At 66.2% G+C, this 26,017-nt stretch carries 23 protein-coding genes; 13 read left to right on the top strand and 10 right to left on the bottom strand.

The genetic code is table 11. From position 1 onward, the window contains the following. The first annotated feature begins 740 nt into the window (after positions 1-740). Together FFS52_RS06165 and FFS52_RS06160 are read left to right on the top strand one after the other, a co-directional pair. Positions 741-1,208, top strand: a complete 468-nt coding sequence (locus tag FFS52_RS06165; RefSeq protein WP_137809174.1) for a nuclear transport factor 2 family protein — start codon at positions 741-743, stop codon at positions 1,206-1,208. Then, positions 1,208-1,774, top strand: a complete 567-nt coding sequence (locus tag FFS52_RS06160) for a TetR/AcrR family transcriptional regulator (protein ID WP_137809173.1) — start codon at positions 1,208-1,210, stop codon at positions 1,772-1,774. Before FFS52_RS06165 ends, FFS52_RS06160 begins: the two co-directional genes overlap by 1 nt. Before the next feature lie 259 nt (positions 1,775-2,033). On the opposite strand, the gene FFS52_RS06155 is transcribed toward FFS52_RS06160, so the two are convergent. The 3 genes from FFS52_RS06155 to acnA form a co-directional block, all read right to left on the bottom strand. After that, a complete protein-coding gene (locus FFS52_RS06155; RefSeq protein WP_137809172.1) occupies positions 2,034-2,375 on the bottom strand; it encodes a hypothetical protein in 342 nt (113 codons plus the stop codon). Between the two features lie 445 nt (positions 2,376-2,820). After that, complete coding sequence (locus FFS52_RS06150; protein WP_137809171.1) at positions 2,821-3,114, bottom strand: hypothetical protein; 294 nt, start codon at positions 3,112-3,114, stop codon at positions 2,821-2,823. Between the two features lie 94 nt (positions 3,115-3,208). Beyond that, positions 3,209-5,806, bottom strand: coding sequence for an aconitate hydratase AcnA (gene acnA, locus FFS52_RS06145; protein WP_137809170.1), 2,598 nt, complete (start codon positions 5,804-5,806; stop codon positions 3,209-3,211). Positions 5,807-5,913: 107 nt separating this feature from the next. On the opposite strand from acnA, the gene FFS52_RS06140 reads away from it, so the two are divergent. From FFS52_RS06140 to FFS52_RS06115, 6 genes are all read left to right on the top strand, one after another. Further along, positions 5,914-6,594 (top strand): GntR family transcriptional regulator, encoded by a 681-nt coding sequence (locus tag FFS52_RS06140; RefSeq protein ID WP_137809169.1) that lies wholly within the window; start codon positions 5,914-5,916, stop codon positions 6,592-6,594. Positions 6,595-6,852: 258 nt separating this feature from the next. Then, positions 6,853-7,899, top strand: a complete 1,047-nt coding sequence (locus FFS52_RS06135) for a tripartite tricarboxylate transporter substrate binding protein (RefSeq protein WP_137809168.1) — start codon at positions 6,853-6,855, stop codon at positions 7,897-7,899. A 64-nt stretch (positions 7,900-7,963) separates the two neighbouring features. Further along, positions 7,964-8,362: a universal stress protein gene (locus FFS52_RS06130; RefSeq protein ID WP_137809167.1), complete on the top strand. Its 399-nt coding sequence runs from the start codon at positions 7,964-7,966 to the stop codon at positions 8,360-8,362. Continuing rightward, the gene (locus FFS52_RS06125) at positions 8,352-8,921 is read left to right on the top strand and encodes a tripartite tricarboxylate transporter TctB family protein (protein WP_137809166.1); all 570 of its coding nucleotides are present in this window, start codon (positions 8,352-8,354) and stop codon (positions 8,919-8,921) included. The genes FFS52_RS06130 and FFS52_RS06125 overlap by 11 nt, the downstream gene beginning before the upstream one ends. Next, positions 8,921-10,426: a tripartite tricarboxylate transporter permease gene (locus FFS52_RS06120; RefSeq protein WP_137809165.1), complete on the top strand. Its 1,506-nt coding sequence runs from the start codon at positions 8,921-8,923 to the stop codon at positions 10,424-10,426. Before FFS52_RS06125 ends, FFS52_RS06120 begins: the two co-directional genes overlap by 1 nt. Next, positions 10,426-11,160, top strand: coding sequence for an RraA family protein (locus tag FFS52_RS06115; protein WP_238994977.1), 735 nt, complete (start codon positions 10,426-10,428; stop codon positions 11,158-11,160). Before FFS52_RS06120 ends, FFS52_RS06115 begins: the two co-directional genes overlap by 1 nt. Before the next feature lie 34 nt (positions 11,161-11,194). Here FFS52_RS06115 and FFS52_RS06110 read toward each other — a convergent pair whose 3' ends face one another. Together FFS52_RS06110 and FFS52_RS06105 are read right to left on the bottom strand one after the other, a co-directional pair. Further along, positions 11,195-11,470, bottom strand: a complete 276-nt coding sequence (locus FFS52_RS06110; RefSeq protein ID WP_065630873.1) for a hypothetical protein — start codon at positions 11,468-11,470, stop codon at positions 11,195-11,197. Between the two features lie 81 nt (positions 11,471-11,551). Next, a complete protein-coding gene (locus FFS52_RS06105) occupies positions 11,552-12,547 on the bottom strand; it encodes a stage II sporulation protein M (protein ID WP_068970385.1) in 996 nt (331 codons plus the stop codon). Positions 12,548-12,658: 111 nt separating this feature from the next. Here FFS52_RS06105 and FFS52_RS06100 point away from each other — a divergent pair, with 111 nt between their 5' ends. Further along, positions 12,659-13,543 (top strand): RDD family protein, encoded by an 885-nt coding sequence (locus tag FFS52_RS06100; RefSeq protein ID WP_065630871.1) that lies wholly within the window; start codon positions 12,659-12,661, stop codon positions 13,541-13,543. A 60-nt stretch (positions 13,544-13,603) separates the two neighbouring features. After that, positions 13,604-14,851: a lipase family protein gene (locus FFS52_RS06095; protein WP_223258850.1), complete on the top strand. Its 1,248-nt coding sequence runs from the start codon at positions 13,604-13,606 to the stop codon at positions 14,849-14,851. A 21-nt stretch (positions 14,852-14,872) separates the two neighbouring features. Here FFS52_RS06095 and FFS52_RS06090 read toward each other — a convergent pair whose 3' ends face one another. Beyond that, on the bottom strand, positions 14,873-16,066 hold the full coding sequence (locus FFS52_RS06090) for an acyl-CoA dehydrogenase family protein (protein WP_137809164.1): 1,194 nt from the start codon (positions 16,064-16,066) through the stop codon (positions 14,873-14,875). 72 nt (positions 16,067-16,138) lie between these two features. Between FFS52_RS06090 and FFS52_RS06085 the strand changes: the two genes are divergently transcribed. After that, positions 16,139-16,471: a TfoX/Sxy family protein gene (locus FFS52_RS06085; protein WP_058253756.1), complete on the top strand. Its 333-nt coding sequence runs from the start codon at positions 16,139-16,141 to the stop codon at positions 16,469-16,471. Between the two features lie 22 nt (positions 16,472-16,493). Here FFS52_RS06085 and leuS read toward each other — a convergent pair whose 3' ends face one another. After that, positions 16,494-19,376, bottom strand: coding sequence for a leucine--tRNA ligase (gene leuS / locus FFS52_RS06080; RefSeq protein WP_137809163.1), 2,883 nt, complete (start codon positions 19,374-19,376; stop codon positions 16,494-16,496). A 107-nt stretch (positions 19,377-19,483) separates the two neighbouring features. Here leuS and FFS52_RS06075 point away from each other — a divergent pair, with 107 nt between their 5' ends. Both FFS52_RS06075 and FFS52_RS06070 read left to right on the top strand, forming a co-directional pair. After that, positions 19,484-19,993 carry an SdpI family protein gene (locus FFS52_RS06075; protein ID WP_137809162.1) on the top strand — a complete coding sequence of 170 codons (510 nt, stop codon included), beginning with the start codon at positions 19,484-19,486 and terminating at the stop codon, positions 19,991-19,993. 43 nt (positions 19,994-20,036) lie between these two features. Continuing rightward, positions 20,037-21,044 carry a bile acid:sodium symporter family protein gene (locus FFS52_RS06070; protein WP_137809161.1) on the top strand — a complete coding sequence of 336 codons (1,008 nt, stop codon included), beginning with the start codon at positions 20,037-20,039 and terminating at the stop codon, positions 21,042-21,044. A 631-nt stretch (positions 21,045-21,675) separates the two neighbouring features. Here the strand turns inward: FFS52_RS06070 and FFS52_RS06060 are convergent. The 3 genes from FFS52_RS06060 to FFS52_RS06050 all read right to left on the bottom strand — a co-directional run bounded on the left by FFS52_RS06060 (position 21,676) and on the right by FFS52_RS06050 (position 25,944). Next, complete coding sequence (locus FFS52_RS06060) at positions 21,676-22,836, bottom strand: ATP-binding protein (protein WP_137809159.1); 1,161 nt, start codon at positions 22,834-22,836, stop codon at positions 21,676-21,678. Between the two features lie 319 nt (positions 22,837-23,155). Continuing rightward, positions 23,156-25,204 carry a CocE/NonD family hydrolase gene (locus tag FFS52_RS06055; protein WP_137809158.1) on the bottom strand — a complete coding sequence of 683 codons (2,049 nt, stop codon included), beginning with the start codon at positions 25,202-25,204 and terminating at the stop codon, positions 23,156-23,158. A 146-nt stretch (positions 25,205-25,350) separates the two neighbouring features. Beyond that, the gene (locus tag FFS52_RS06050; protein ID WP_065630864.1) at positions 25,351-25,944 is read right to left on the bottom strand and encodes a YqgE/AlgH family protein; all 594 of its coding nucleotides are present in this window, start codon (positions 25,942-25,944) and stop codon (positions 25,351-25,353) included. Positions 25,945-26,017 lie beyond the last annotated feature (73 nt).

Below are 26,017 nucleotides of genomic sequence, written 5' to 3'. Positions count from 1 at the left end.
ACACCCCTATACGCTCGACGACGACGTCCCACGCCTCTGACAGACCGGGCGCGCCCATCCTGGCCACGGCCTTTCTGCCAGCAGCGGCGGGACCACCTCTGGCAAAGCGGTTTCGGGGCCGGCTTCCGACTGATCTCCGCAGGACGACTCTGGCACTGAGTGTCTAATACCCTGTCCAGCAGCGATTCACAACCACTGGCTACGACGATCAGGAGGAGTGGCCAGGCTGACACATCTGGGAGATATGCAGGCTATTGCTGCGGGTAACACTGCATATCCGCTTGCTGCGTTGGTCCTGCGTTGATGGCTCACTTTCCGATGACACCGTAGTTGGGAGTTGTGACAGCTAATTGGTGAGTCACTAACCCGCGTTTGCGGCACCCGGATTGCGTAGTTCGCTGCCAACTGAATCGAGATCGCGGGTTCGGCACAGGCGTGGCCCCGACGGCCGGCCTGCTGACTCCTGTCGAAATACGCTGTGCGAGAACGAATACTCTGATTCGATGGTGCCCAATGTGCTAGGACCAATGGAAGGTCGGGGACGTTCAGAATGCCTAGTAGCGAGAGACCGGACAGGTTCGGCCCCAGCCACTCCCACCGAAGCCCTCGCCCCGGGAGCAGCGTAGGGGCCTGGGTCGGGTTGACCGGCGGCGGGACAGTCTGTACCGTTTGGTACATCGCATACTATTCAGTACACTCTGAACCGATGGGTACACCCGTGCTCTTGAAAGGAGCTTGTCATGTCTCGTCCTCCGCTGCCGCCGTTCACCGAGGCCACCGCTACCCAGAAGGTCCGCGCCGCAGAAGACGCGTGGAACACGCGTGACCCCGAGCGCGTCTCCCTCGCGTATAGCGAGGACAGCTGGTGGCGGAACCGATCGACTTTCGTCCAGGGCCGTGCCGCGATCGTCGAATTCCTCACAGACAAGTGGGACCGCGAGCTCGACTACCGACTCATCAAAGAGCTGTGGGCATTCACCGGCGACGTCATCGCGGTGCGCTTCGCCTACGAGTATCGTGATCTCACCGGCCACTGGTTCCGCGCATACGGGAACGAAAACTGGCACTTCGACAAGGACGGCCTGATGACCCACCGCCACGCGAGCATCAACGACGTCGCGATCACGGAGTCCGACCGCAAGTTCCTCTGGGACGCCTCCGGTCCCCGGCTGGCCGACCACCCCGGCTTGAGCGACCTCGGACTGTAATGGCCCGAACCGTCCTCGACCGATCCGACGCGGTCCGCGCGCTGGCCGGCGTCTTCCGCAAGCGAGGCTTCGAAGCCGGCTCGCTGTCGGTCATCCAGCAAGAGACCGGACTCGGCCGCGGCAGCCTCTACCACTTTTTCCCTGACGGGAAAACGGACATGGCGCGTGCCGTTCTCGACGAGGTGAGCGAGTGGTTCGAGGAACGGGTCTTCGTGCCACTTCGCACGACCGAGAGCGCAACTCAAGCGGTCGAGGCGATGTCACAAGAGGTGGCCGACTACTTCATGTCCCGCGAGAGCGTGTGCCTGTTCGCGGCAATGACGTTGGGCCAGGAGAAGGAGACATTCGCTGACGCGGTCCGCAGCTACTTCAGCGACTGGGTCGACGCTCTCGCGGAAGCGCTACGGCGCGGCGGGCTCACCAACCAAGAGGCTTCAGACCGTGCCCTGGACGCGGTCGCGGCGATCCAAGGCGGGCTGATCTTGGCCCGTGCCTACGACGACAGCGCGACCTTCCTTCACATCGTCGACCGCACCCGGCAGCGCCTACTCGCCCCCGTTCCCTGAGCGGACGCTGACAGTAGGCCGAGCCGCCGTCACTCTCGGCTGCCGGACTTGCCTGATCGCGACGCCCGACGGTTTCATCGGATCGACAGACAGACCCTATGTCACCCAACCGTGAAAACTGTTCTTTGTCAGCGTCATTCATCGAGGTCGGCGCTCGGTCGCCCCCTGACATCGAGACGTCCCCCTCCCGCCCCACGCCGGACAACTTTCTGGAGGAGGCACTTAGGAGCGCGGGGCTGGAGTGAAGGCGTGGGGTGGCTCAGAAGTAGTAGCTCTTGTTCGCGACGACGGTGACTCGCTTGATCGCGGTGCGGTACGCCCCTGCGCCGTACCAAGTCTTGCAGAACAAGTTGGCGGTGAGCTGAACACTTGCACCGGCGGGCGCGGTAACGGCTGTCCAACGTCCGGGACGCCAGTTCGTGGAGTTTCCTGGTGTGGCCGCGACTTGCAGGCTGCTCACAGACCCCCGCCCCAGACAATTGGCGTCACTATAGTTGGGATAGATCGTCACCATCGCCGCGTCGGCGGTGGGTGCGGTGAGCAGTCCGGCGCCACACACCATTGCCGCAGCCGCGGCCAATACTCCCAGTCGATGCTTCATTCTCATGCGGTGTACCCCTTGTCTTGGTCAGAAATACGAAATGCCAGCTGCCTCGACGACGGCGGCAAATGCACTATCGCAACGATTTGAGGGTGTCGGCACCCGACCTGCGAGAATTCACCCGTACGGGCCAACCGATTCCAGCGTTTGGCCCGCACCGCCGTGCCTTGACCCCCGATTCATACTCCGGAGTACTTATCTGACTTCGTCGTCGGTCGCCGACGAGGCGTGCGCTGATTCAGGATCGCGACGGCCAGGCATCGACCTCACCTCACACCACTGCGACAGAGGACATTCCGCTGCGCACCACCACCCGACTCGCCGCGACTATCCCCTCGGCGAGCCGAGCGTGCCCGCGATCGGAGGCAGCGCGAAGCCACGCAAGAAGCCGAACGTCATGACCTACTGGAGGACCGCCGACGTTCCTCTCACACCTCCACGACAGTCACACCGCCACCGCCGGGATGTCGGCCGCATAGCGGATGACCGAACCGACCCGGCCGAAACGGCGTTCGATGATCACGATCGCCTCCGCGAGCTGGTCGGGGTCGTCGACGTCGGCGACGAGTGCCGCGGTGTGCCCGTTGTTGCCGATCATGAACGGCAGGACCGCGGAGTACTGACTGCTGACGACGGCCAGCGGGATGTCGCGCCGGAACAGGTCGTACGCGTGGTCGATGGCAGCAGGGTCGTCGAGGACGACGAGCGGGACCGAGGAGATGTGCTTGTTCTTTCTCATGTATCGAGAGTGAACTCGCAGGTTATGAGGGGGTTGACCGATCACTGTGAATTCGCTGGCAGCTAGGCGTTGCCGGCGCCCTTGGCCCGCGAGGTCACCGCACGAGTTGCTCGTCGAGGATGCTGGGGATGACCCCGCCGCGTCGGAGAAGCCGACGGTCCAGATCGGTCTCGGCGGCCACCCGCGCGTCGAAACGCATCTCGGAACCGTCGACCCGCCGGACGACGACCGCCACCGTCCCGCGGTCGACGTCGTCGGCAGTCCCGAAGACGTGCAGTCGGTCACCGGGCCGCAGGTCCTGCAGCCCGCCGTCGACGTCAGCAGGAATCAGCAACGGCAGGACGCCGACTCCGATCAGATTGGACCGATGAATCCGCTCGAAACTGCACGTGAGCACGGCCCGCACTCCGAGAAGACGCACCAGCTTCGCCGCCCAGTCGCGCGAGCTGCCCATGCCGTACCGTTCCCCCGCCACGATCACCACCGCGTCGCCGTCGTCGGCGTACCGGCTAGCGGCCTCCGGAAGGGACACGACGTCGCCGGTGGGCGCATGCACGGTGTGCGCGGGAGCCGCATCCGGTGCGAGTGCGTTGCGGATGTTCTTGTTCTGAAAGCCGCCCCGCAACATGGCTTCCCAATTGCCGCGCCGGGACGCGTAGACGTTCAGGTCGCCCGGTTCCGCGCCTCGCTCCACGAGGTATCGACCGGTCGGGCTGTCGGGCTTGATCGCCCCGGCCGGGGAGATGTGGTCGGTGGTGATGTCGTCGCCGAGCACGAGCAGGGGATGCGCGGTGTACTCCCCGAGCATGGTGTGCGCGTAGCCGTCATCGGCAAAAGGAGGACGCCGCAGGGCCGTCGACGACGGGTCCCAGGGGAACAGCGGCCCATCCGGTACATCGAGTGCGTCCCATGCCGGATTGCGGGACGCGGAGACGAAGTCGTCGACGACATCACGCGGACGCCGCGCTGCATCGGTGAGCGCGTCGATCTCCTCCGGGGCGGGCCACAGTTCAGCGAGCATCACGTCGTGTCCGTCGGCGTCGACGCCGATCGGTTCCGAGGTGGGATCTATGGCCGCATCACCCGCGAGTGCGAAGACGATCACCATCGGCGGCGACATCAGCAGGCCCAGTTCGAGGTCCGGGTGGACGCGGCCGGGGAAGTTGCGGTTGCCGCTGAGTACAGCCACCGGCTTTCGTGTGTGCGCCTCGGCCACCGCGGTGATCTCCGCCGGCAGCGGTCCCGAGTTGCCGATGCAGGTGGCACAACCGAATCCGACGATGTCGAAGCCGACCGCGGACAGGTCGTCGGTGAGACCGGCCCGCTCGAGCACGCCGGCGGCAGAGGGCGAACCCGGCGCGAGGGAGGTCTTCACATACTCCGGCACCCGCATCCCTCGCTCCCGTGCGCGGCGGGCGACCAAACCCGCGGCGATGAGGAGGCGCGGGTCAGAGGTGTTGGTACAGCTCGTGATCGACGCGATGGCGATCGGGAAGGCTGGCATCGGGATGTCGTCGTCACATCGAGAAGGCCCCTCGGCGTCGAAGGTCGACGGCAACTCGGTCACCGGGACCAGGTCCTGCGGGCGACGCGGACCGGCCACCGACGGGACCACCGCACCCAGGTCGATGTCGATCGTGCGGGTGAAACGCGGCTCGGCATCGGGGTCGAACCACAGCCCAAGCCGTCGTGTCACCGACTCGACGAGCTCGCAGTGTTCGGCGGTACGTCCGGTGTCGGCCAGGTATCGGACGGTCTGTGCGTCGACGGGGAAGAACCCGGTGGTGGCACCGTATTCCGGGGCCATGTTGGCGATCACCGCCCGTGCGCCCACCGTCAGTGCCGATACGCCCGGCCCGTAGAACTCGACGAACTCACCCGTGACCCCGAGCTCGCGCAGACGGTGCGTGACGACCAGCGAGAGATCCGTGGCCAGCACGCCCGCTGAGAGCGTCCCGGTGAGGCGGACTCCCACGACCTCGGGGATCCGCAGTGTGGTCGGCATGCCGAACATCACCGTCTCGGCTTCCAGACCTCCTATGCCCCAGCCCAATACACCGAGCCCGTTGATCATGGGCGTGTGGCTGTCCGTACCGAGCATCATGTCCGGAACCGCGTGGTCGACGCCACCGACCTTCTCCACCGTCACCACGGTGGCGAGCTGTTCGAGGTTGATCGTGTGCATGATCCCGGTACCCGGCGGGTTGATGTGCACGGTGTCCATCGTCGTCGACGCCCAGGCCAGGAAGCGATACCGCTCCGCGTTGCGACGCATGTCGTGGGCGAGATTGGCCGCGGCGGCATCGCGGCGCGCGAACGACTCGACCGCGAGCGAATGGTCCACCGAGACCTCCACCGGCAGGCGGGGACTCAACGCCGTCGGATCCCCACCTCGGGCGGCAACCGCGTCACGCATCGCGGCGATGTCGACGAGGGCGGGCGTGCTGGTGGTGTCGTGCATCAGCAACCGGCCCGGCACATACGGGATCTCGGCGTCGCTGGTGCCGGCGCGAAGCCAGCGGGTCATGTCGTCCAGGGCTCGATCGCGCGTCTCGGCGTCGGCATGGCGAGTCACGTTCTCGGCGAGTAGACGGACCACCGTGGGCCACTGCCGGTACACGTCGGACCCGACCCGCCGCTCGACATCGACGACCGGCAGATCGGGTTGCGCGCGGCGTTCAGCTCCACTCATGGGTCCCACCATAGGTTATAACCTATAACTTACGTCACCGGTGCTATCATCGCGGCGTCCGGCGCTGCCGGATCTCGACGTCCCATGACCACTGCCGGGAGGCCGCCATGACCACACCAGGCGGGATGTTCACCAAGAACGATTACGCATACGCCGAGCTCCAACGGCGAATTCTGACCGGGGTCCTGCCGGCCGGCGCGGTGATCCCCCAGGCCAAGCTGGCGGCCGAGATCGGCGTCAGCACGACTCCCCTCCGCGAGGCGATCCGCCGGCTGTCCGCCGAGGGCATGGTCGAACTCGAGGCCCACCGAGACGCGCGGGTGACCCCCGTATCGGCAAATGAGGCGCGCCACCTCTACCAGGTACGGGAGAACCTGGACCCGCTCGCGGCGGCGCTCGCCGCGCGGACGCGAACGGCGGCCGACATCGCCGCCATCAGCAATGCCTTCGATCGCCTCTCGCCTATTGCCAGTGCGTCCGATGTCGATGCCCTTGTCCGACACCGGGAATTCCATCGCACGGTGTACCGCGCGTCGGGCAACCCCGTTCTCATCGACATCCTCGAACGACTCTGGGACAAAGCAGATCGTTACCGAGTCATCGGCCTCTCCCACCGGGGCGATTCACCCGACGACCGGTCGCGGGTCACCGCCGAGCACCGGGCGATCATGGAGGCCGTCGCCGACGGTGACGCCGAGCGTGCCGACGCGGTGATGCGCGAGCACATCGGCAACAGTCTCGGACGTCGTGCCATCGATGCGCTCACCGCGGACCCCGTCGCCGGTTGACCTGGCCGCTGCCACTTTTCCAACCCCTGTGTCCTGCGTCACGGCCATAGGTTATAATCTATAACTGTGCGACGCCGAGTGCGCGCGAAAAGCGCAAAACGATACTTATGCGCCCAAGCGTGACTGTGACGACGGTTACGCCAACACTTCCGATGTGACCACCGACGTGGTTGTCCTCACATCCGCAGCAGAATCGAGTCAGACGATGTTGGTAGCTCTCGGCCTCGGGACCCGACCCCGAACGAAAACGAGGACCGCATGACCGCACCATCCCCCGGCACCGACGAATCGACAGAGCTGTCCCGCACGTCTCGTCCGCCGAAACGTGTTCCCACGCTCGTCAAAGCACTCGGCGCACTGGTCGCCGCAGCGATCGTCGTCGTCGGCGTCGTCGACGCGGCCGGTAGCGAGGGCGGCGCCGACGCGCGATCGCAACTGACCCTGATCGCGCCCGCGGCCGCCGGTGGAGGTTGGGACGGTGCGGCGCGCGAGATGCAGCAGGCGCTGCGAGCCCAGAACATCGTCAACAACTCGCAGGTCGTCAACATCCCCGGTGCCGGCGGCACGATCGGACTCAGCCAGTTCGCGGGGATGACCGGCGACGCCACCACGATCATGGTCATGGGCATCACGATGCTGGGCGCGATCAACATCAACGGGTCCGACGTGGATCTCGGAGACGTCACCCCCATCGCGCGGCTCGCCGACGATTACGACGTCGTCGTCGTGCCGGCTGATTCTCCGATCACGACCATCGAAGAGCTGATGGCCGAATGGAAGAAGGACCCCAAGAACTTCACGTTCGGTGGCGGTTCGCTGGGCAGCGTCGACCAGATGATCATCAGCCAGATGGCTCGGGAGAACGGTATCGACCCCGCCGCGGTCAACTACATCGCCTACTCCGGTGGTGGCGAACTGGCGACCTCACTCATGTCCGGGACGATCAAGGCCTCGGTCAGTGGTTACGAGGACTTCGTCGACCAGATCACCGCCGGAAATCTACGCGCACTGGCGATCTCGGCTCCCGAGCCGGTCCCGGCCATCGATCTGCCGACCCTGTCCGAACTGGGTTACGACGTCACCCTCACCAACTGGCGCGGGGTGGTCGCACTGCCGGGCATCACCGATGACCAGCGCACCGAACTCGAGGCGATCGTCACCGAGGTCGTCGAATCACCCGAGTGGCGAGATGCACTGCAGCGCAACAACTGGTCCGACACGTTCACGCCGGGTACCGGATTCAACCAGGTCATCGACCAGCAATCGGAGTTCGTCCGCGGCATCTGGGCCGACCTCGGGTACTGACCGACCGCCTGTCGGCGAACCCGCACTGCACAACCCCTGCCCCACACGACATCACGGAGAACCCATGCCCATCCTTGTCGCTTTCGCCCACACCCCCGAAGGTCGAGCGGCCTTCGAACACGGCCGGCGCCTCGCGCGCAACGAGAGCTCTCAACTGATCGTCTTCGATATGGAGACCCCCGCTGTCGACGACGACGGTGGCATTCCCGAGCCCGACTTCGCCCCTGTCGAGAATGCCGGCAACAACACCGCGATTCGCTGGCTCGGCCATCGTCGCGAGGATTCCGATCCGGCCGCCGAACTCATCGACGTCTCAGAAGAACTGGCCGCCGATCTCATCGTCGTCGGACTGCGCCGCCGGTCCCGCGTCGGGAAACTCCTGCTCGGCTCGAACGCACAGCGCATTCTCATCGACGCCGAGGTCCCCGTACTGGCAGTGAAGGCAGCCCATCATGACGACTGACAATGCGGCGGTACAGCCCGCCGGCACGACGCTCGACGACGGACACGGATCGGACCGCGCGCGCCGACCGCTCACCGGACGAAGCGGTCTGGTCGTCGCGGGCCTGATGCTCGCACTTGCCGTCTACCTGACCGCGGGCATCATCGGGATGGACATCCCGGGCAGCGCAGCGACTCCCGGACCCGCGTTCTTCCCAATCATCCTGACGATCTGCGCGTACGTGATCGCCGGACTGCTGACCGTGCAGACCCTGCGTCACCCCGACGAGCCCGACCCCGACATCGTGCCGCCCGCGACCGGTCAGTGGCGAACGCAGAGTGATTGGCGTGCACTGGGTCTCGTCCTGGCCGGGCTCATCGCCTTCACCGCGCTGCTGGTTCCGCTCGGTTGGATTCTGTCCGCCGCGCTGCTCTTCTGGATCGTCGCCTATGCCATGGGTTCCACCCGTCCGGTCCTCGACATCGCGGTGTCGCTCGTCGTCTCCTGTGCGGTGCAGGCGTTCTTCTCGGCGGGTCTCGGGCTGAACCTCCCCGCCGGCATCCTGGGAGGTCTGTTCTGATGGACAACGTCTCACTCCTGTTGGAAGGTTTCTCCCAGGCGCTCACCCCGATGAACCTGCTCTGGGTCTTCATCGGCGCGCTGCTGGGCACCGCAGTGGGTGTGCTCCCGGGCCTCGGTTCGGCGATGGCCGTCGCACTGCTGCTGCCGGTGACCTTCACCCTCGACCCCACCGCCGCGTTCATCATGTTCGCCGGCGTGTACTTCGGCGGCCTGTTCGGTGACTCGACCATGGGCATCCTGATGAACACGCCCGGCGGGTCCACCGCCATCGCAACATCATTCGAGGGTCATCGGATGGCCAAACGCGGGCGGGCCGCCCAGGCCCTCGCCACCGCCGCGATCGGCGCCTTCATCGGCGGCATGATCGCGACGACCATCGTCGTGTTCTTCGCACCCAAGCTCGCCGATCTCGCCATCCAGTTCGGTCCCGCCGAATACTTCGCCCTCGCCGTCTTCGCCTTCATCGCGATTGCCTCGGTGGTCTCCGACTCCGTCATCAAGGGTCTGACCGGACTCCTCATCGGGCTGATCCTTGCGGTCGTCGGGATCGACGGGATCTCGGGCACCCAGCGCTTCACGATGGGGGCGCCGGAGTTGTTCGACGGCATCAGCATCATCGTCATCACCGTCGGCACCCTGGCCCTGGGCGAGGTCCTCTACGTCGCCTCCCGCATCCATCGCACACGTGCGCCGGACGCCGACGCCGTCATCGGACGGCCCTTCCTCAAGCGCGCCGAGTTCCGCGAGGCGCTCCCGGCGTGGTTGCGCGGCACCGGTTTCGGCGTCCCCTTTGGCGTCATCCCGGTCGGCGGCGCAGAGGTGCCGACGTTCCTCGCCTACGGAACCGAGCGTCGTCTCGACCGCAAACGACCCGACCCCCAGTTCGGCCACGGCGCCATCCGCGGTGTCGCCGGTCCGGAGGCGGCGGGCAACGCGACGTCGGGCACCGCGATGGGAGCCCTGCTCGCGATGGGTCTGCCCACCTCCGCCACGGCGGCGATCATGCTGGCCGCATTCCAGCAGTACGGCCTGCAGCCCGGCCCCCTGCTCTTCGAACGCAACGCCGATCTCGTCTGGACGCTCATCGCCAGCCTGTTCATCGGCCTGGTCATGCTGCTGATCCTCAACATGCCGTTCGCCGCCATCTGGGCGAAACTGCTGCTGATCCCCAGGCACTACCTCTACGCGGGGATCGCGGTGTTCTGCGTGCTCGGTGTCTACGCGACCTCGGCCGCGATCACCGACCTCATCCTGGTCATCGCCATCGCCTTCGTCGGATATCTGCTGCGACGCTACGGTTTCCCGCTCGCCCCCGTCATGATCGGCGTCGTCCTCGGCCCCCTTGCCGAGACCAGCCTGCGCAACGCGATGATGTCGAGCGGCGGCGATCCGAGTGTGCTGGTGGGCAGCGCGATCACCTGGGTCCTCTACGGAGTCCTGGCCGTCGTCGTCCTGTTCACCGCGTTCCGCCGCCTGCGGATGCGAACGCGTCAGGACACCTGATGCGACCGCAGTTCGTCCCGCGCTTCTCGCCCGCCCTCACCGAAAGTCAGCCGCCGACGCCCATGCGCACCACCACCGACCGCGCACTCATTCGCTCCCGCTTCCTCGCCGTCGACGTCGCGAACGTCGCCGACGTCCTCGACGACCTGGGCCACCGTGATCAGGCGCTCGCCACCGACATCAGGTGTGTGGCCGGACGCGAACGGCTGGCCGGGTGGGCGTTCACCATCTCGGGCGCGATGAGCGCCGCCCCGGGACGGGACCCGCTGAAAGCGCAGGCGTGCAGCCAGATCGGCCCGGACGAGGTCTCCGTGTGGCAGGGGAACGGCCGGGGCGTCTGTTACTTCGGTGAACTCGTCGCGATCGGCATGATGCAGCGGGGCTCCGTCGGCGCAGTGGTCGACGGCGGTGTGCGCGACAAGAGATGGCTCCACGAGATCGGTTTCACGACGTTCTCCTGCTATCCGACCTCGGTGCAGACCAGCGGCCGTTGGCGCGTCGAGACGTGGCAGCAACCCGTCACCATGCCGGGCGCATCCGGGCAACCGGTCGTCATCGAGCCCGGCGACTTCGTCCTCGGCGACGACGACGGTGTCATCGTCATCCCCGCCGGGATCGCCGACGTCGTGCTCGAGGCAGCGGAGACCATGACGGAGAAGGAGATCGACGTCCGTGCCGCCATCCGCAACGGCATGACCCTCGCCGACGCGATGGCGGAGTTCGGACGGTTCTGATCCCGCACTCTGCGGCGTCACCTCCGCCCCACGGTCACTTCTTCGCGAGAGCCGCCCGGTAACCGAGGAACCCGACGTAACCGGCCAGCCCGGCCAGGCCCAGCCGGCGGGTCCGCGGCGACACCAGTGCGAGGCCGATGGCGGTCTCGCAGGCACCGTTGCGGTAGGTCCAGGTGGTGGTGTCGTCGGGGAACACCGGCTCGGTGATCGGGGCGAAGATCTCGGGCTTGATGAAGTGCGCAACCCCGGTGGCGGCCAGTCCCCCGCCCAGCAGCGAGACAGCGTCCAGTGATCCCTTGCGAGTGGCCATCAGAGTGTTCCCCTTCGTCGTCGTCGACCCTTTCCGGTGATCGTAGGCGTCGTTCCATTCCGGTTCGACGTCGACGGGCCGCTATCTCGCCGTCGGGACGGTGAGCCCGCGAGCTGCCTCGTCGAGATCGCCGGTGTCGCCGTACTCGTACGCGCGGCGACCGGCGACGAAGACGTACGACATGAAGAGCGTCCACGCCGTCACGCCGATCCCGATCCGGGCCCAGGTCGGCAGCGGGGACGGCGTGACGAACGCTTCGATGACCCCGCACAGCAGCAGCACGACGACCAGACCCAGCGCGACACCGACCGCTGCCCGGCCCTCCTCCCCGAGAGCCGTTGCACGCGTTCGATTCCCCGGGGCCACCCAGGCCCAGAAGATCCGCAGGCCCACGCCCGCAGCGACGAACAAGCAGGTCAGTTCGAGCATTCCGTGCGGCAGGATCAGTCCGAAGAACAGGTCACCACGACCGTGCCGGATCATGATCGACGCCACGACCACCAGATTGAGGATGTTCGTGTAGAGCATCCAGATCACGGGGAACCCGAAGAGCCCTAACGCGATACACAGCGCGGCCAGCCAGAAGTTGTTGGTCCACACGCGAGCGGCGAACGACGTCGCCTCGTATTCGCTGTAGTAGTTCTCGAAGTCGTTGGTGACGAGACGCTCGATCTCCGCGGGCGATGCGAACGAACTCTCGATCCGCGGGTGGGCCAGCACCCACCACGTCATGATCACGGCCGCACCGAGGGACCCGCCCATCACCGAGAGCCACCACCAGCGCATCCGGTACAGGGCCGCGGGGAACGATCGGGTGAAGAACTCGATCACCGTCGCCGGCGTGCTGACCCGGGTTCCGGTGGCGCGACCGCGGGCGCGGGCCAGGAGGCCCGACAGGTATGCCACCAGCGAGGCATCGGGCGCCGTCGAGCGGATGACCGACAGGTGGGTGGCCACCCGCTGGTAGGTGTCGATCATCTCGTCGGCCTCGGCACCGGTGAGTCGGCGGCGCCGCGAGAGCGCATCGAGCCGCTCCCACGTCGCGCGGTGCGCGGACACATAGGCGTCGAGATCCACTCGGCCAGCGTATCGGGCATTCTCACCTCCGCGGCACGTGTCATTCAGCGGACGTCGGGGCTGTGAGTTCCCGATGCCCTGTCGACGAATTGCGTCGTAGGGTGAGGCGTGATGTCTCGTCCAGTGCCGCCTCGGGCCCCCGCGGGCCCGGGTGCACCCGTCGCCGGCCGACCCGGTCCGGTCGCGTGGGGCGCGGGCGCCACGACGACAGTCGGCGTCGGACGCAACGACCTCGTCTCCGGCGAGGCGGTCGCTCTCGCACTCCCGCCGGCGAACCTCGGCTACCGGATTCTCTCCGGCATCATCGACGTCCTGCTGGGGTTCGGACTGTGGTTGTTCCTGTGGTGGATGTCGTTCAAGGTCGCCGGCGAGGCCAGCGAGGCGTGGCGGGGAACCATCAACACCCTGATCCCGATCGTCGCCGTCGTCGCACTCCCGACGCTGCTGGAGACCGTGACCCCGGGGAAGACCGTGGGACACCTCGTCCTGGGCCTCCGAACAGTCCGCGATGACGCGGGCCCGACCGGGTTCCGCCACTCCCTGACCCGAGCACTCGTCGGCTTCGTCGAACTGTATGCGTGCCTGGGACTCCCAGCGCTGATCTCGGCGGCCATCTCGCGCAAGAGCAAGCGCCTGGGCGACCTGCTCGCCGGGACCTACGTCATCCGCGACCGCCACCGGCTCGTCGAGCAGGCACCCATCGAGATGCCACCCGGCCTGCACTCGTGGGCCGTGTCCGCCGACATGGCCGCCCTCCCCGACCCACTCGCGGTGATCATCCGCCAGTTCCTCAACGGCCGCCACGGCATGAAGCCCGAGCCGAGAGCCCATGCCGCCCGGAGGATCGTGTTCGACGTCGCGCCGTTCGTCGCACCCGCTCCCCCGCCCGGCGCCCCGTTCGAAGACGTGTTGTCGGCGATCATGGCCGAGCGCCGCCGCCGCGACGCCGAACGGCTCGCGCGCGAAGCCGCACTGCGCCAACGTCTCCTGCGCTGATCTGTGCTGCGACCCGCAGAGGCGGCGCGGCGCACCCGGATCCCGGTTACTCTGCTACGGGTGACGTTGCCTACCCTGCTTGCGAAGGACAAGAGATCGATCGGCGGCCGACGGCTTCTCGCCGCAGTCGTCGGAGTCGCGTTGACCTTCGCCACGGCCCTGACCGTGCAAGCTCCCGCCAGGGCGGGAGGTCCGGGGCCGGATTCGCCGGCCGGTGTTCACGTGGTCCCGCGCATCGTCGACTCCGAGACCGTGACGGACCCGGTCATCGCACTCCCCCAAGCGGGTTCGACATTGCGCGTGCGATACAGCTCGACGTCCATCCGCGGTCTCCCGACGGAGATGACCGGCACGCTGCTCACACCGTCGACGCGGCCGCCCGCCGGGGGTTGGCCGCTCGCCGTGTGGAATCACATGACGGTCGGCGCTGCAGACCGATGCGCGCCGTCGCGAGCCCGGGCCGGTCATTCCGAACTTCCCCGCATGACGTCAGGTGACGGCATCGTCGGCCGGTTGCTCGACGCCGGATTCGCCGTGGCGCGGCCCGACTTCGAGGGCATCGGCGGGCCCGGGCCGCACCCGTATCTCATCGGCGACTCGCTGGCGCGATCGACGGTCGACATGGCGCTGGCCGTCGCGGATCACGACCGACGGATCGGCCGCGACGTCGTCGTGGCCGGGCATTCCGAGGGCGCCGTCGCCGCCTTGGCCGCCGCGGCGCGGCCGTCATCGGAATGGGGTGACCTCCGACTCCGCGCGGTGTCGGCACTCGCACCGCCGACGCAGGTGGCCGCGCTCCTCGATGGGGCGTCCCACGTTCCGGTGTCCGGTCCCGCGATCAACGAACTGATGGGATTGGCCGCTCTCATCGGATATGGCGCGGCCGCAGCCGATCCCGAGTTCGACGAGCTGATGTCCAACGGCGGGCTCAGCGCGGCGGCGAGCAGGCTCCGTCCGCAGGTCGAGGCCCGCTGCTACGCCGACCTGACCTCACCGGACTCGTTCGGCGGCCTCGCGCCGGCCCAGCTCCTGGGACCGCGCGGCGACGAGATGAAGGCCGCATTGTTGAAAGTGCTGCGCGACAACGACGTCGACCGTCTGCGTTTTGCTCGAGGGCTACCGGTCCGCATCGACTCGGGCACCGTCGACACCGTGTCGCCGCAACCGCTGGTGTCCGGTCTGGTGCAGACCTATCGGCGCGCCGGGGTGCGCGTCACGTATTCCGACCGGTTCACCGGGCATGCGGGCGTGGCCACCGACCGCGACAATGCCGAGACGATCGCGGCGTGGCTCATCGCGCAGGTCTGAGGACGTTCGACGACACCCGGACTACGTCAGATCGGTCGAGCTCTTCCCCAACACGCGCCGGGCGATGATCAGCTGCTGGATCTGCTGGGTTCCCTCGAAGATGTCAAGGATCTTCGAGTCACGCGCCCACTTCTCCACCAGTGACGTCTCGGAATAGCCTGCCGTCGCACCGATCTCGACGGTCTTGTTGGTGATGTCGGTGACGGTCCGACCGGCCTTCGCCTTCGACATCGATGCCTCGGTCGAGTTGGGCTGCTTGTTGTCTGCCATCCACGCCGCCCGCACCGTGTGCAACCACGAGGCCTCCCAATCGGATTCGAGGCGGATGAACTCGGCGACGGTGGCGTGCTGCGACGACGCGGGACGGTCGTAGTCGATCTCGTGACCCGCTTCCTCCAGCATCCGACGCAGCTCCTCCAGGGAGGCGCGACCGAGCCCGATGGCCATCGCGGCGACCACCGGACGGGTGTTGTCGAAGGTCTGCATGACCCCGCCGAAGGCCTTCTTGGTGTCGATCTCCGGCGAGCCGAGCAGGTTCTCGGCGGGGACCCGCGCGTTCTCGAACCGGATGACCGCCGTGTCGGAGGCCTTGATGCCCAGCTTGTGCTCGAGGCGGGCCACGGTGACGCCCTCGGTGGTCATCGGCACGACGAAACTCTTGATGGCCGCGCGTCCGACGCTCTTGTCGATGGTCGCCCACACGACGACGTGGTCGGCGCGCGATCCCGCGGTCACGAAGATCTTCTCCCCGTTCAGGATGTAGTCGTCGCCGTCGAGGGTCGCGGTCGTCGACACTGCCGCCGAGTCCGAGCCGAAGCTCGGCTCGGTGATGGCCATCGCCGCCCATACGTCGCCGAAACGTTCGAGCTGCTCGGGGTTCGCCACGGCCGCGATCGCGGCATTGCCCAGGCCCTGACCGGGAATGGAGAGCAGCAGGCCCACGTCGCCCCAGCTCATCTCCAGAGCCGACAGGAGCCCGCGCATGTTCGCGCCGTTCACCGACGGAGCGTCGGAGGCGGACTTCTCGGCGTCGGCGGACTTCTCCGTGGAGCGACTCTGCTTGGCGAGCTTCGCCAGTTCGTCGAGTTCGACCGGGTACTCGTGCTCGGCCTGGTCGTACTTGCGCGAGATCGGCCGGAAGAGGTGCTCGGCAGCCATGTGGGTGCGCTCGACCGTCGAATCGAACTTCTTCGGGAGCTCCAGGTTGATCGCCATGGCAGTACCTTACTGCGCAGTAAGTTCGTTGCCAAGTCCCGGTTCGTGACCGAAGCCGAATAATGTGGACCGGTGGCGTACGACGAGGAACTGGCCTACCGCATCCGTGCTCTGCTGGCGACCGAGTGCGGCCTCGACGAGAAGCGCATGTTCGGCGGGCTGGCCTTTCTGATCAACGGCAACATGGCCGTCGCCGCCAGCGGCAAGGGCGGGATCATGGTGCGCGTCGCACCCGAGGAGACCGAGAGCCTCCTCGAGTACCCGCACACCCGGCCGATGGTGATGTCGGAACGCGAGCTCCGGGGATGGCTACGCGTCGACGACGCCGGCATAGCCACCGACCGCCAGCTCTCCCGCTGGATCGCGATCGGTTCCGACTACGCGCGAAAGTTGCCGCCGAAGTAGATCGAGGCTCAGGGAGCGACGGTCACGGGACGATGTTCACCATCCGACCGGGTACCACGATGACCTTGCGGGGTTCGGCGCCGTCGAGGAGCGCGACGATCTTCTCGTCGGCGAGCGCGGCGGCACGCAGGGTCTCCTCGTCGGCGTCGGCCGGGACGGTGATCCGACTGCGGACCTTGCCCTTGACCTGAACCGGGATCTCGACGGTGTCCTCGACCAGCCACTCCTCATCGGCGACCGGGAATGCGGTCCGCACCACCAGGGTGTTCCGACCCAGCCGATGCCACAGCTCCTCGGCGATGTGCGGCGCCAGGGGAGCCAGCATGATCACCAGCGCCTCGACGGCCTCCCGCGGAGCGCCGGTCTTCTCGAAGTTCTTGGTGAGGTGGTTGGTCAGCACCGTGAGCTTGGCGACCGCCGTGTTGTTGCGCAACGCGTCGTAGTCCTCGCGGACGCCGGCGATCGTCTTGTGCAGCAACCGTTTCGTGTCGTCGTCGAGCGCGGTGTCGGCGACCCGGAGCGCACCGGACTCCTCGTCGACGACGAGTCGCCAGATGCGCTGCAGGAATCGCTGCGACCCCACCACGTCCTTGGTGGCCCACGGCCGTGACTGGTCGAGCGGACCCATGAACATCTCGTAGACGCGCAGCGTGTCGGCACCGTAGTCGCGGCAGATGTCGTCGGGCGCCACCGAGTTCTTCAGGGACTTGCCCATCTTGCCGTACTCCCGGCGAACCTTCTCACCGTTGTAGAAGAACTCGCCGTTCTCTTCGGTGACCTCTTCGGCGGGCACATAGATGCCGCGCGAGTCGGTGTAGGCGTACGCCTGGATCATGCCCTGGTTGAACAGCTTTCGGTACGGTTCGCGACTCGTGACGTATCCGAGGTCGAACAGGACCTTGTGCCAGAACCGCGAGTACAGCAGGTGCAGTACCGCGTGCTCGACACCACCGATGTAGAGGTCAAGACCACCCGGGTCGTTCTCGCCGTGCAGTGCCGGCCGGGGGCCCATCCAGTACGCCTCGTTCTCCTTGGCGCACAGGGTTTCCGAGTTGGTGGGGTCGATATAGCGCAGCTGGTACCACGAACTGCCCGCCCACTGGGGCATCACGTTGGCGTCCCGGGTGTAGGTCTGCACACCGTCGCCCAGGTCGAGCTCCACCGTCATCCACTCGGTGGCCTTCGCCAGCGGAGGCGACGGCTCGCTGTCCGCGTCGTCGGGGTCGAAGGACACCGGCGCATAGTCGTCGACCTCCGGGAGCTCCACCGGCAGCATTGATTCCGGCAGTGCATGGGGCTGACCGGCGGCGTCGTAGACGATCGGGAAGGGTTCGCCCCAGTAACGCTGACGGGCGAACAGCCAGTCGCGCAACTTGTATTGGATTCTCCCGGTGCCCACACCGTCGGCCTCGAGACGTTCGACGATTGCCGCCTTCGCGTCCTCGACGTTGCGACCGTCGAGGAACCCGGAGTTCACCAGGGGACCGTCGCCCACGTACGCCTCGGTGGCGATGTCGGTGTCGGAGCCGATCACCTCGCGGATCGGCAGTCCGAACACCGTCGCGAACTCATGGTCGCGGGCGTCGTGGGCCGGGACCGCCATGATCGCGCCGGTGCCGTAGCCCATGAGGACGTAGTCGGCGACGAAGACCGGAACCTGCTCTCCGTTCACGGGATTGACGGCGAAGCTGCCGGTGAAGACACCCGTCTTCTCCTTGTTCTCCTGGCGCTCGAGGTCGGACTTCGCGGCGATCGACGCGCGGTACTCCGCGATCGCGGCCGCGGGGTCGGCCCCGCCGCGGGTCCAGCGATCATCGGTGCCCTGGGGCCATGCTCCGGTGATGAGGTCGCCGACGAGCGGATGCTCGGGCGCGAGAACCATGTAGGTGGCGCCGAACAGGGTGTCGGGACGGGTGGTGAACACCTCGATGCCGCCGACGCCGGGCACGTCGAAGCGAACCTGGGCACCGCGCGAGCGTCCGATCCAGTTGCGCTGCATCGTCTTGACCTTCTCCGGCCAGTCCAGCAGATCCAGGTCGTCGAGCAACCGGTCGGAGTACGCGGTGATCCGCATCATCCACTGCCGCAGATGCTTCCGGAACACCGGGAAGTTGCCGCGGTCACTGCGGCCGTCGGCGGTGACCTCCTCGTTGGCCAGCACGGTGCCCAGTCCGGGGCACCAGTTCACCAGCGAATCACTCAGGTACACCAGGCGATGGTCGTCGAGGATCTCGGTGCGCTCGGCGGGGGAGAGGTCGGCCCAGCTGCGCCCCTCGTGCCTTCCACCCAATGCTAGTGCGCCCGAAGCGAATTCGTCGACCAGCTCGGAGATGCGCCGGGCCTTGCCCTGGTCGGCGTCGTACCACGCGTTGTAGATCTGCAGGAAGATCCACTGGGTCCACCGGTAGAAGTCGACATCGGTGGTGGCCACCCGACGGCGCTCGTCGTGGCCCAGCCCGAGCCGTCGGATCTGGCCCAGGTAGCGCTCGATGTTCTGCTCGGTGGTGGTGCGCGGATGGGTGCCGGTCTGCACCGCGTACTGCTCGGCGGGCAGGCCGAACGAGTCGAAGCCCATCGTGTGCAGCACGTTCTTGCCGGTCATCCGCTGGTAGCGCGCGAAGACATCGCTTGCGATGAAGCCGAGCGGGTGGCCGACATGCAGGCCCGCGCCGGACGGGTAGGGGAACATGTCCTGCACGAAGAGCTTGTCGGCGGCGTCGGCGTCCCCGCCACCGAAGTCGGACAGGTCACCGGCGAGCGGCCCGACGGGATTCGGCGCCTCGTAGGCGTGCTCGTCGGACCAGGTCTGCTGCCAGCGCTGCTCGATCTCGCCGGCGACCGCCGCCGTGTAGCGGTGGGCGGTCGTGCCGGCGGTGTCGCCGCTCGTCTTCTCGGCTGAAGTCACGCGACCAGGGTAAATCCTGTCCGTCGCCGCCCCCAATCCGGTCGCCTCCGCCGTGGGCGGCACCGGCTCGTCAGATACCGATTCACCTCGGTACGACGCACGGTCGTATGCTGTGGGTCGTGAATGCCGTGTCCGTCGCCGTTGCCGTACTGCTCTTCGTGCTGGCCGGACTCTGGGCGGTGGTAGGAATCCGCGGACTCCGCGGCACCCTCCCGCGCAATCGTTGGATCGGCGTTCGCTCCACGGAGACCATGCGATCCGACGAGGCTTTCCGCGTCGCCAACCGCATCGCCGGACCGGGCACCCTCGGCGCGTCGGTGATCCTCACGCTGGGGGCCATCGCGACCCTTGCCGTCCCGGGCGGGTGGGCACTGGCCTTCGGACTCGTCGCGCTGGTGGCCGCGCTCGTGGTGGTCGGACTGGTCAGCGGGATCGGGGTACGCGCCGCTGCCGCCGTACCCGCCGACGACGAGGGCTGTTCCTGCTGTTCCGGCGGCGACGCCCACAGCCATGCCGCCGACGAGAACCCCTCGGACCCGGCGGCCGACTGCGGCACCAGCAGCTGCGGTGCCTGCTCGTTGCGCGGCGTCTGCGCAGGCGACTCGGCTCAGGCCTGAGCCGGCCGGCGTCGTCTCACACCACTGATCTCTGGGCACATCCATGCGTACTCTCAAGAATCTCCTCGATCGTTCTCCGATCGACGGCTTCATCCTGGCCATCTGCATCGCCGTCGCGGTGGCCGCATTCCTGCCGGTTCGCGGCGCGGCGGCGGAGGCACTCGACTGGGTGGTGATCGTCGCGATCGCCGCACTGTTCTTCCTCTACGGCACTCGACTTCATCCACGCGAGGCGCTCGAAGGTCTCCGGCACTGGCGGCTGCACGTCACGATCCTCGCGTTCACGTTCATCGTGTTCCCGATCGTGGGACTGGCGCTGAAACCGGTCGTCGAGCCGCTGATCGGCGAAGACCTCTATGCCGGACTGCTCTTTCTATGCCTGGTCCCGTCGACCGTGCAGTCCTCGATCGCTTTCACCTCGATGGCCCGAGGCAACATCGCCGGGGCGATCGTCAGCGCATCCACGTCGAACATCCTCGGCGTCTTCCTGACCCCGCTTCTGGTGGTCGCGCTGATGCAGAACGCCGGCGACATCAGCATCGACGCGACGTCGGTCCTGAAGATCGTCGCTCAGATCCTGGTGCCGTTCCTGCTCGGGCAGCTCGCCCGCCGGTGGGTCGGCCCGTTCTTCACCCGGCACGCGAAGATCACCAAGCTCGCCGACCGCGGCGCCATCGTGCTCGTCGTCTACGTCGCGTTCAGCGAGGGCGTCGTCCAGGGCATCTGGTCGTCGGTGGAGGTGGGTCAGGTGATCGCCGTGACCGTCGTCTCGCTGCTGCTCGTCATCGTGATGCTCGCGATCACCGGCTGGCTCCCGAAGCGGCTCGACTTCGACCGCGCCGACACGATCGCCATCCAGTTCTGCGGCACCAAGAAGAGCCTGGCCACCGGCCTGCCCATGGCGACCGTTCTGTTCACCGGCACCACCGTCGGCCTCATCGTGCTGCCGCTGATGATCTTCCACCAGATCCAACTCATGATCTGTTCGTGGCTGGCGACCCGGTACGGACGCGAGGCGGACGACGCCGAAGCGGCCGGCGCTCCGACCTGATCGGAAACTAGAGGTCGGATTTTCATGGATTGAGGCACTTAGGTCCAATCACCTGGGCCGTTCTGCGCAATTTCGCGCACGCGGTCAAGTGCCCTTCGCAGACTCTCACTTCGAGAGGCTGCGGCCTCTACACTCCAGTGCTGAACTGCGAACTCATTCAGGTGCTCGACGTAAAGGGGCCCCGCTTTGCCGTCTCGTCGGACGACTTCTTGACGAATATCTCGTTTGCGTGATCTCGAGCAAAGAGCTAGTAGCGTCTCCTTCGGGTGTGCGAGTGACTCCGGATCACGCGGAATCGCTGCCTTGCTTACTCCGAAGTACGATGAGAAGCCATCAGCATCCGCGAGCAACCACCCCTCGGTCATGGGGTGGACTATGCGCAGTCTGAATAGAGGCATCAGCTCGTCGATCTCTCTAGTCAAGTTTGCGTGCAGTTCCACTGGGCAAACTGTGTCCGAGTCTCGTAAAACGAGATATGGTGATCGAACTGCAGCCCGGTTATAGTTCTTGATCAGCTTGTCGAGATTCGTCTTACCACTCTTGACGATTACTTTCGACACCTGAGCGCCCGCCGCGAGCACTAGCGCCCGTGCTGCCCCCTCGTCGGAGCTCCCCTCCACTACAACACTTATCAACGCTTCTTCCCGTCACGGCCGACGGTGACAAGATCGCTAAGATCGCGAGGATCAATCAAGCCCTGAACGATGTCCGATGTTGGCAGCTCAGCCGCTAAGTCGTCTGTCGCCTCTTCAATCTGTGACAACAGCTCGGCGTGGGTCCCCTCCCGAGCAGGCCTCAACACAAGGACCTCATCTGGATGAACGCCCTCATCATCGAGCAATTCTGGAGCGTGGGTGGAAAGGACGACTTGAATTTCTTTCGTGCGTTGCGAGACCGACAACATAGCGGGCAACTTACGGACAACACTGGCGTTGAGCGAGAGCTCTGGCTCCTCGAGTAGGAGTACTCCACCATTGGCAGGGGTGCTGACCATCGTCCAGAGCAGTCCGATTAACCTCAACGTTCCATCCGAGAACTCCGCCTCGGACTGTCGCGCCGGGTTCCGTCGCCAATTCCTGTACCCAGCCATTAGATGAGGCTTTCCCGCATCGTCGACCTCGATGTCAAGCGATTCAAACTCGGGGACAGCTGCCCGTAGCGCGTCCCGCATCCGGCGAAGCCACGCATCGCGGGTCTTAGGTGTCACCGCATTCATCTGCGCGATAAACTCCCCACCGAATTCACCCGGCATGTCGTAGCGAGATGGTTCACGGATGATCTGCGGAACCAAGTGGAAGTACCGGACCTTAGCGAAGTACTCCGCTAGAACTCTAAAACGCTGATTCGCTGCAATCTGCTCAAGGTGGGTCTGCGTGAGCAATTCGGGATCATCTCTATCGTCCCGGTTCGGTCTCTGAAGGAGGGTTCGACCGTTTAGTGTGACGAATTCTTCATGGACCACCGGGCGATTCTTACCGCCTTTCTCGCCACGGATTGCAAGCCGGTAGCCCCACTGATCCTCTCCGTCTGTGAGGTCCACCTCGATTACAAGACGCCCGCCTTCGTTGTTCCTCGCAAATAGGCTCCGCACTTTCGAGAGACCGCCTCTTTTCTCGAGAGCCGCAGTCAGGCCTCCACTTGGGCCTGCGATATCACCGAGAAACCGGATGAGGTCAATCAAGTTCGACTTTCCGGCGGCATTTGGGCCAACAACAAACAGTCTGGATTCGATCGGAAAATCGAGCGTCTTGAAATTCCGCCAATTGCTTGCACTGATTCGAGCGAAACGCACCTGGCAGTCACTCCTCTGTTCGCCTAGCATCTGAGAGCAATGCTAGCCGAGTGAGTCGAAGACGGTCGCCAGGCTAGCGGATGGGCTTCCCGTGCACTTCTGCTTGCCGACTTGCGATGCTTGAGACCGCCTGGACCATATCGGCTAAGTCCTACGTCGTGACAGAACGCGAAAACGAGTCCTGGCTGCCTAGGCACACAATAGGAGGCTTCGTATTCAGCTAACGGCGACTTGGGTTGAGCTCGACGGGCGACCGCGGTCTAGTCCAGGAGTCGAACTGAGGTTCGCTAATGAACCGAAGGGTAACTCTGTCAGCTGATCAGCGACCCGCGCCCACCGGGGTCGACAGCGGCAGGTTCACGAAGCTCGGACGGTTCGGGTCGAGTTGGATGTGTTGCGGCCGGAGCCCGGACTCGTTCAACAGCGGACGCAACGGCAGACCGCGCGGGAAGTTCATCGCGAACACGTCGATCCGCAGGCGGTGGCCCGGTTTGATGAGTGCCTCGGTCGGCAGCAGACCGATGTCGACACTCACCGGGCGGCCCGGCACGACGCGCTGGCGTGACGCCAACGTGAGCTCGTAGAACGGATCGATGACGTCGCCGTTGGGCGCGAACTGCGACCTCGCGTCGTCGTATCCGCGCAGCGACGCCATCACCTGGCCGGAGGTCAGCACCTTCGACGTCCCGTTGGGAGCGACATCGTTGAGGGTGGCGGTCCAGTACCCGTCGGTGGCGTCGAGCACGGCGTTCAACCGCACGTTGGCGTACCCGGACACGCTGCGCGTCGTGGTCATCGGGGGAGTGGTGAACGTCAGCGCCGCGCGCTCGGAGATGCGTGCGTCGAGAGCACAGAACGGGAAGATCGCGAGGGCACCGGCCAGTTGCTGCGCGGCGTCGCGCGAACACATCGGTGCCAGTCCGGGCGCGATGGTCATCCGGGCACGAGATGCGGGAGCGGCCGGGGTCAGGCTGCCGTCACGGACCGCATGTGCCGCGGTACCGCTGCGCCGGTCGCTGAGGTAGAGCCGCTGGCGTTCCATCCCGGCGCGCGGGAACTGCTGCGCGGTGATCCACGAGTCGCCGACCTGCTTGAGGTTGACGGGCCCGTAGGCGTCGACACCGTTGTCGATTCCCTTGAGCCACTTGTCGAACCACGCCTTCTGCAAGACATCCAATCGGGGCGGGGTGTTGCGCCTGCCCTCCTGGCCACCGCCGATCGTCAGGTGATAGCCGTCGCCCATGATGAGTTGCTTCTGGCCCGGCGGCAGCGGGATCTTGTTGTACATCCGGACTTCACTGTTGGTGAAGAGGTCGAACCAGCCGCCGTAGATGAACGTCGGCGTGGTGATGCGGTCGGCGTGGTCGAGCCACGACGATCTCGGCTCGGAATTGTTGTCCAGCAACGCCTTCAGGTTCGGCGGCACCGACGAGATGTCGGGGGTGAGCAGAGCGGCGAACAGCTGTGGGTAGAAGGTGAACGGGTCGGAGATCCGGTCCGCCAACCACTTCCAGTCGAAGGTGCCGTTCAGCATCGACGCGACGTTCGGGATCATCTTGGTGGTGTTGACCAGCGTCAGCCACAGCGGGAGGAAGCCGACACCCAGAGCGCCGCCAGGCGCGACGATGTCGCGGATGAGGTCTCCGCCCGGCTCGACCGGGAAGATCGCCTTGAGTGCCTTCGGGTTCTTGTTCGCGGCCTGGATCTGGTTGATCGCCGAGTACGACACACCCGACATCCCGACCTTGCCGTTGGACCATCGCTGCTTCGACGCCCAGTCGATGACCTCGATGGTGTCGCGCTGTTCCCGCGACTGGAAGACGTCCCAGACTCCCTGCGAGAAACCGGTGCCGCGCACATCGACAACGACCTGCGTGTAACCGCTGCGCACCAGATCGAAGTCGACGAGGAAGGTCTTCGCGCCGCCGTCGCGGATGGTGTGCGCGATGTCGTTGATGCCGTCGATCGGCGTGCCGGACAGGTTGATCGACCGCGCGATCTGCAGCAGGTAGGGCTCGAGCACCGGGTTCTGCATCACCGCGGAACCGACGGTGGTGATGAGCTTGGTGTAGGGCGTCATGTTGACGATGACCGGCGTCTTCGTCGACGTGGGACGCTCGCGAGCGTCGGCCGGGCGGTACACGTTGGCCCGGAGAACCGTGCCGTCGCTCATCCGGATCGGCACATCCCAGGTGACGTTGACGCCGGCATAGGGTTGCGGGCCGTCGTGGCTCGCCGCCCATCGCGCCGCATCGGCGCCGCCGGTGGGTCCGACCGGGGCAGCGCCCGCCACGGCGATGGGCGCCACCAGCGCGACCACCGCGAGGATCACCCCGACCAGAACCCGCGCACTCTTCGACCCGCTCATGCACACCCCCGCATGTCATGCGCTGGAGCACTCCACGGTTTGTCCAGCGAAAATTGATCAAGCGTCCACAACCTAACACCCCGCGGGTGACGTGGATCACCGGGTATCTCAGGCAATGCTCAGCATCACCGTCCGGACGGACGGACTCAGTTCACGCTGAGATCGATCGGGTGGGTCGCGAGGAGAGGTTTCGGCCAGGCCTGTCTGCGCAGGACGTCGAACCACACGTCCGATGCCGGCGGCGCGAGCAGGTCGCGGGGGAGTGCCGAGGCGACCATCCAGCTGAACTGGTCGAGTTCGTCGTCGAGTTGCCCGATGCCCCATCCGCTGTAGCCCGCGAAGATCCGGACGCCCTCGAGGACCTCGGCGAGGGGCTCGGGGTCGGCGTCGAGATCGACCAGGACGACCCGGCCGTCGACCGGACGCAGGGCGGGCACGTCGTCGATGTCGGTGCCGGGTTTCACCACCCCCAGGCACAGCGCCGCCTCCTGGTTCACCGGCCCGCCCACATAGAGGGCGCGCGGCGAGGCCGCGATGTCGGTCCACTGTGGCAGGAGGTTGTGCACGGCGGTCTGGCTCATCCGGTTGAGGATGACCCCGAGACTGCCCGACTCGTTGTGCTCGATGACGTAGATGACGGTTCGGGCGAAGGTGGGTTCGATGAGATCGGTCGAGGCGATCAGCGCGGTGCCCGGGCGCACCCGTGGCGTGGGGTCGGCGTCCCAGGGGACGCCGGGCATACGCGCACCACCACCGCTGTCCGCCGAGTGTTCTCCGGGGCGGGATTCCGGTGTGGGATCGTCTGCGTCTTCA

Source organism: Gordonia sp. ALPHA1B1, from assembly GCF_005502615.1.
GTDB lineage: Bacteria > Actinomycetota > Actinomycetes > Mycobacteriales > Mycobacteriaceae > Gordonia > Gordonia hongkongensis.
This window is presented reverse-complemented; position numbering and strand designations above follow the sequence as displayed.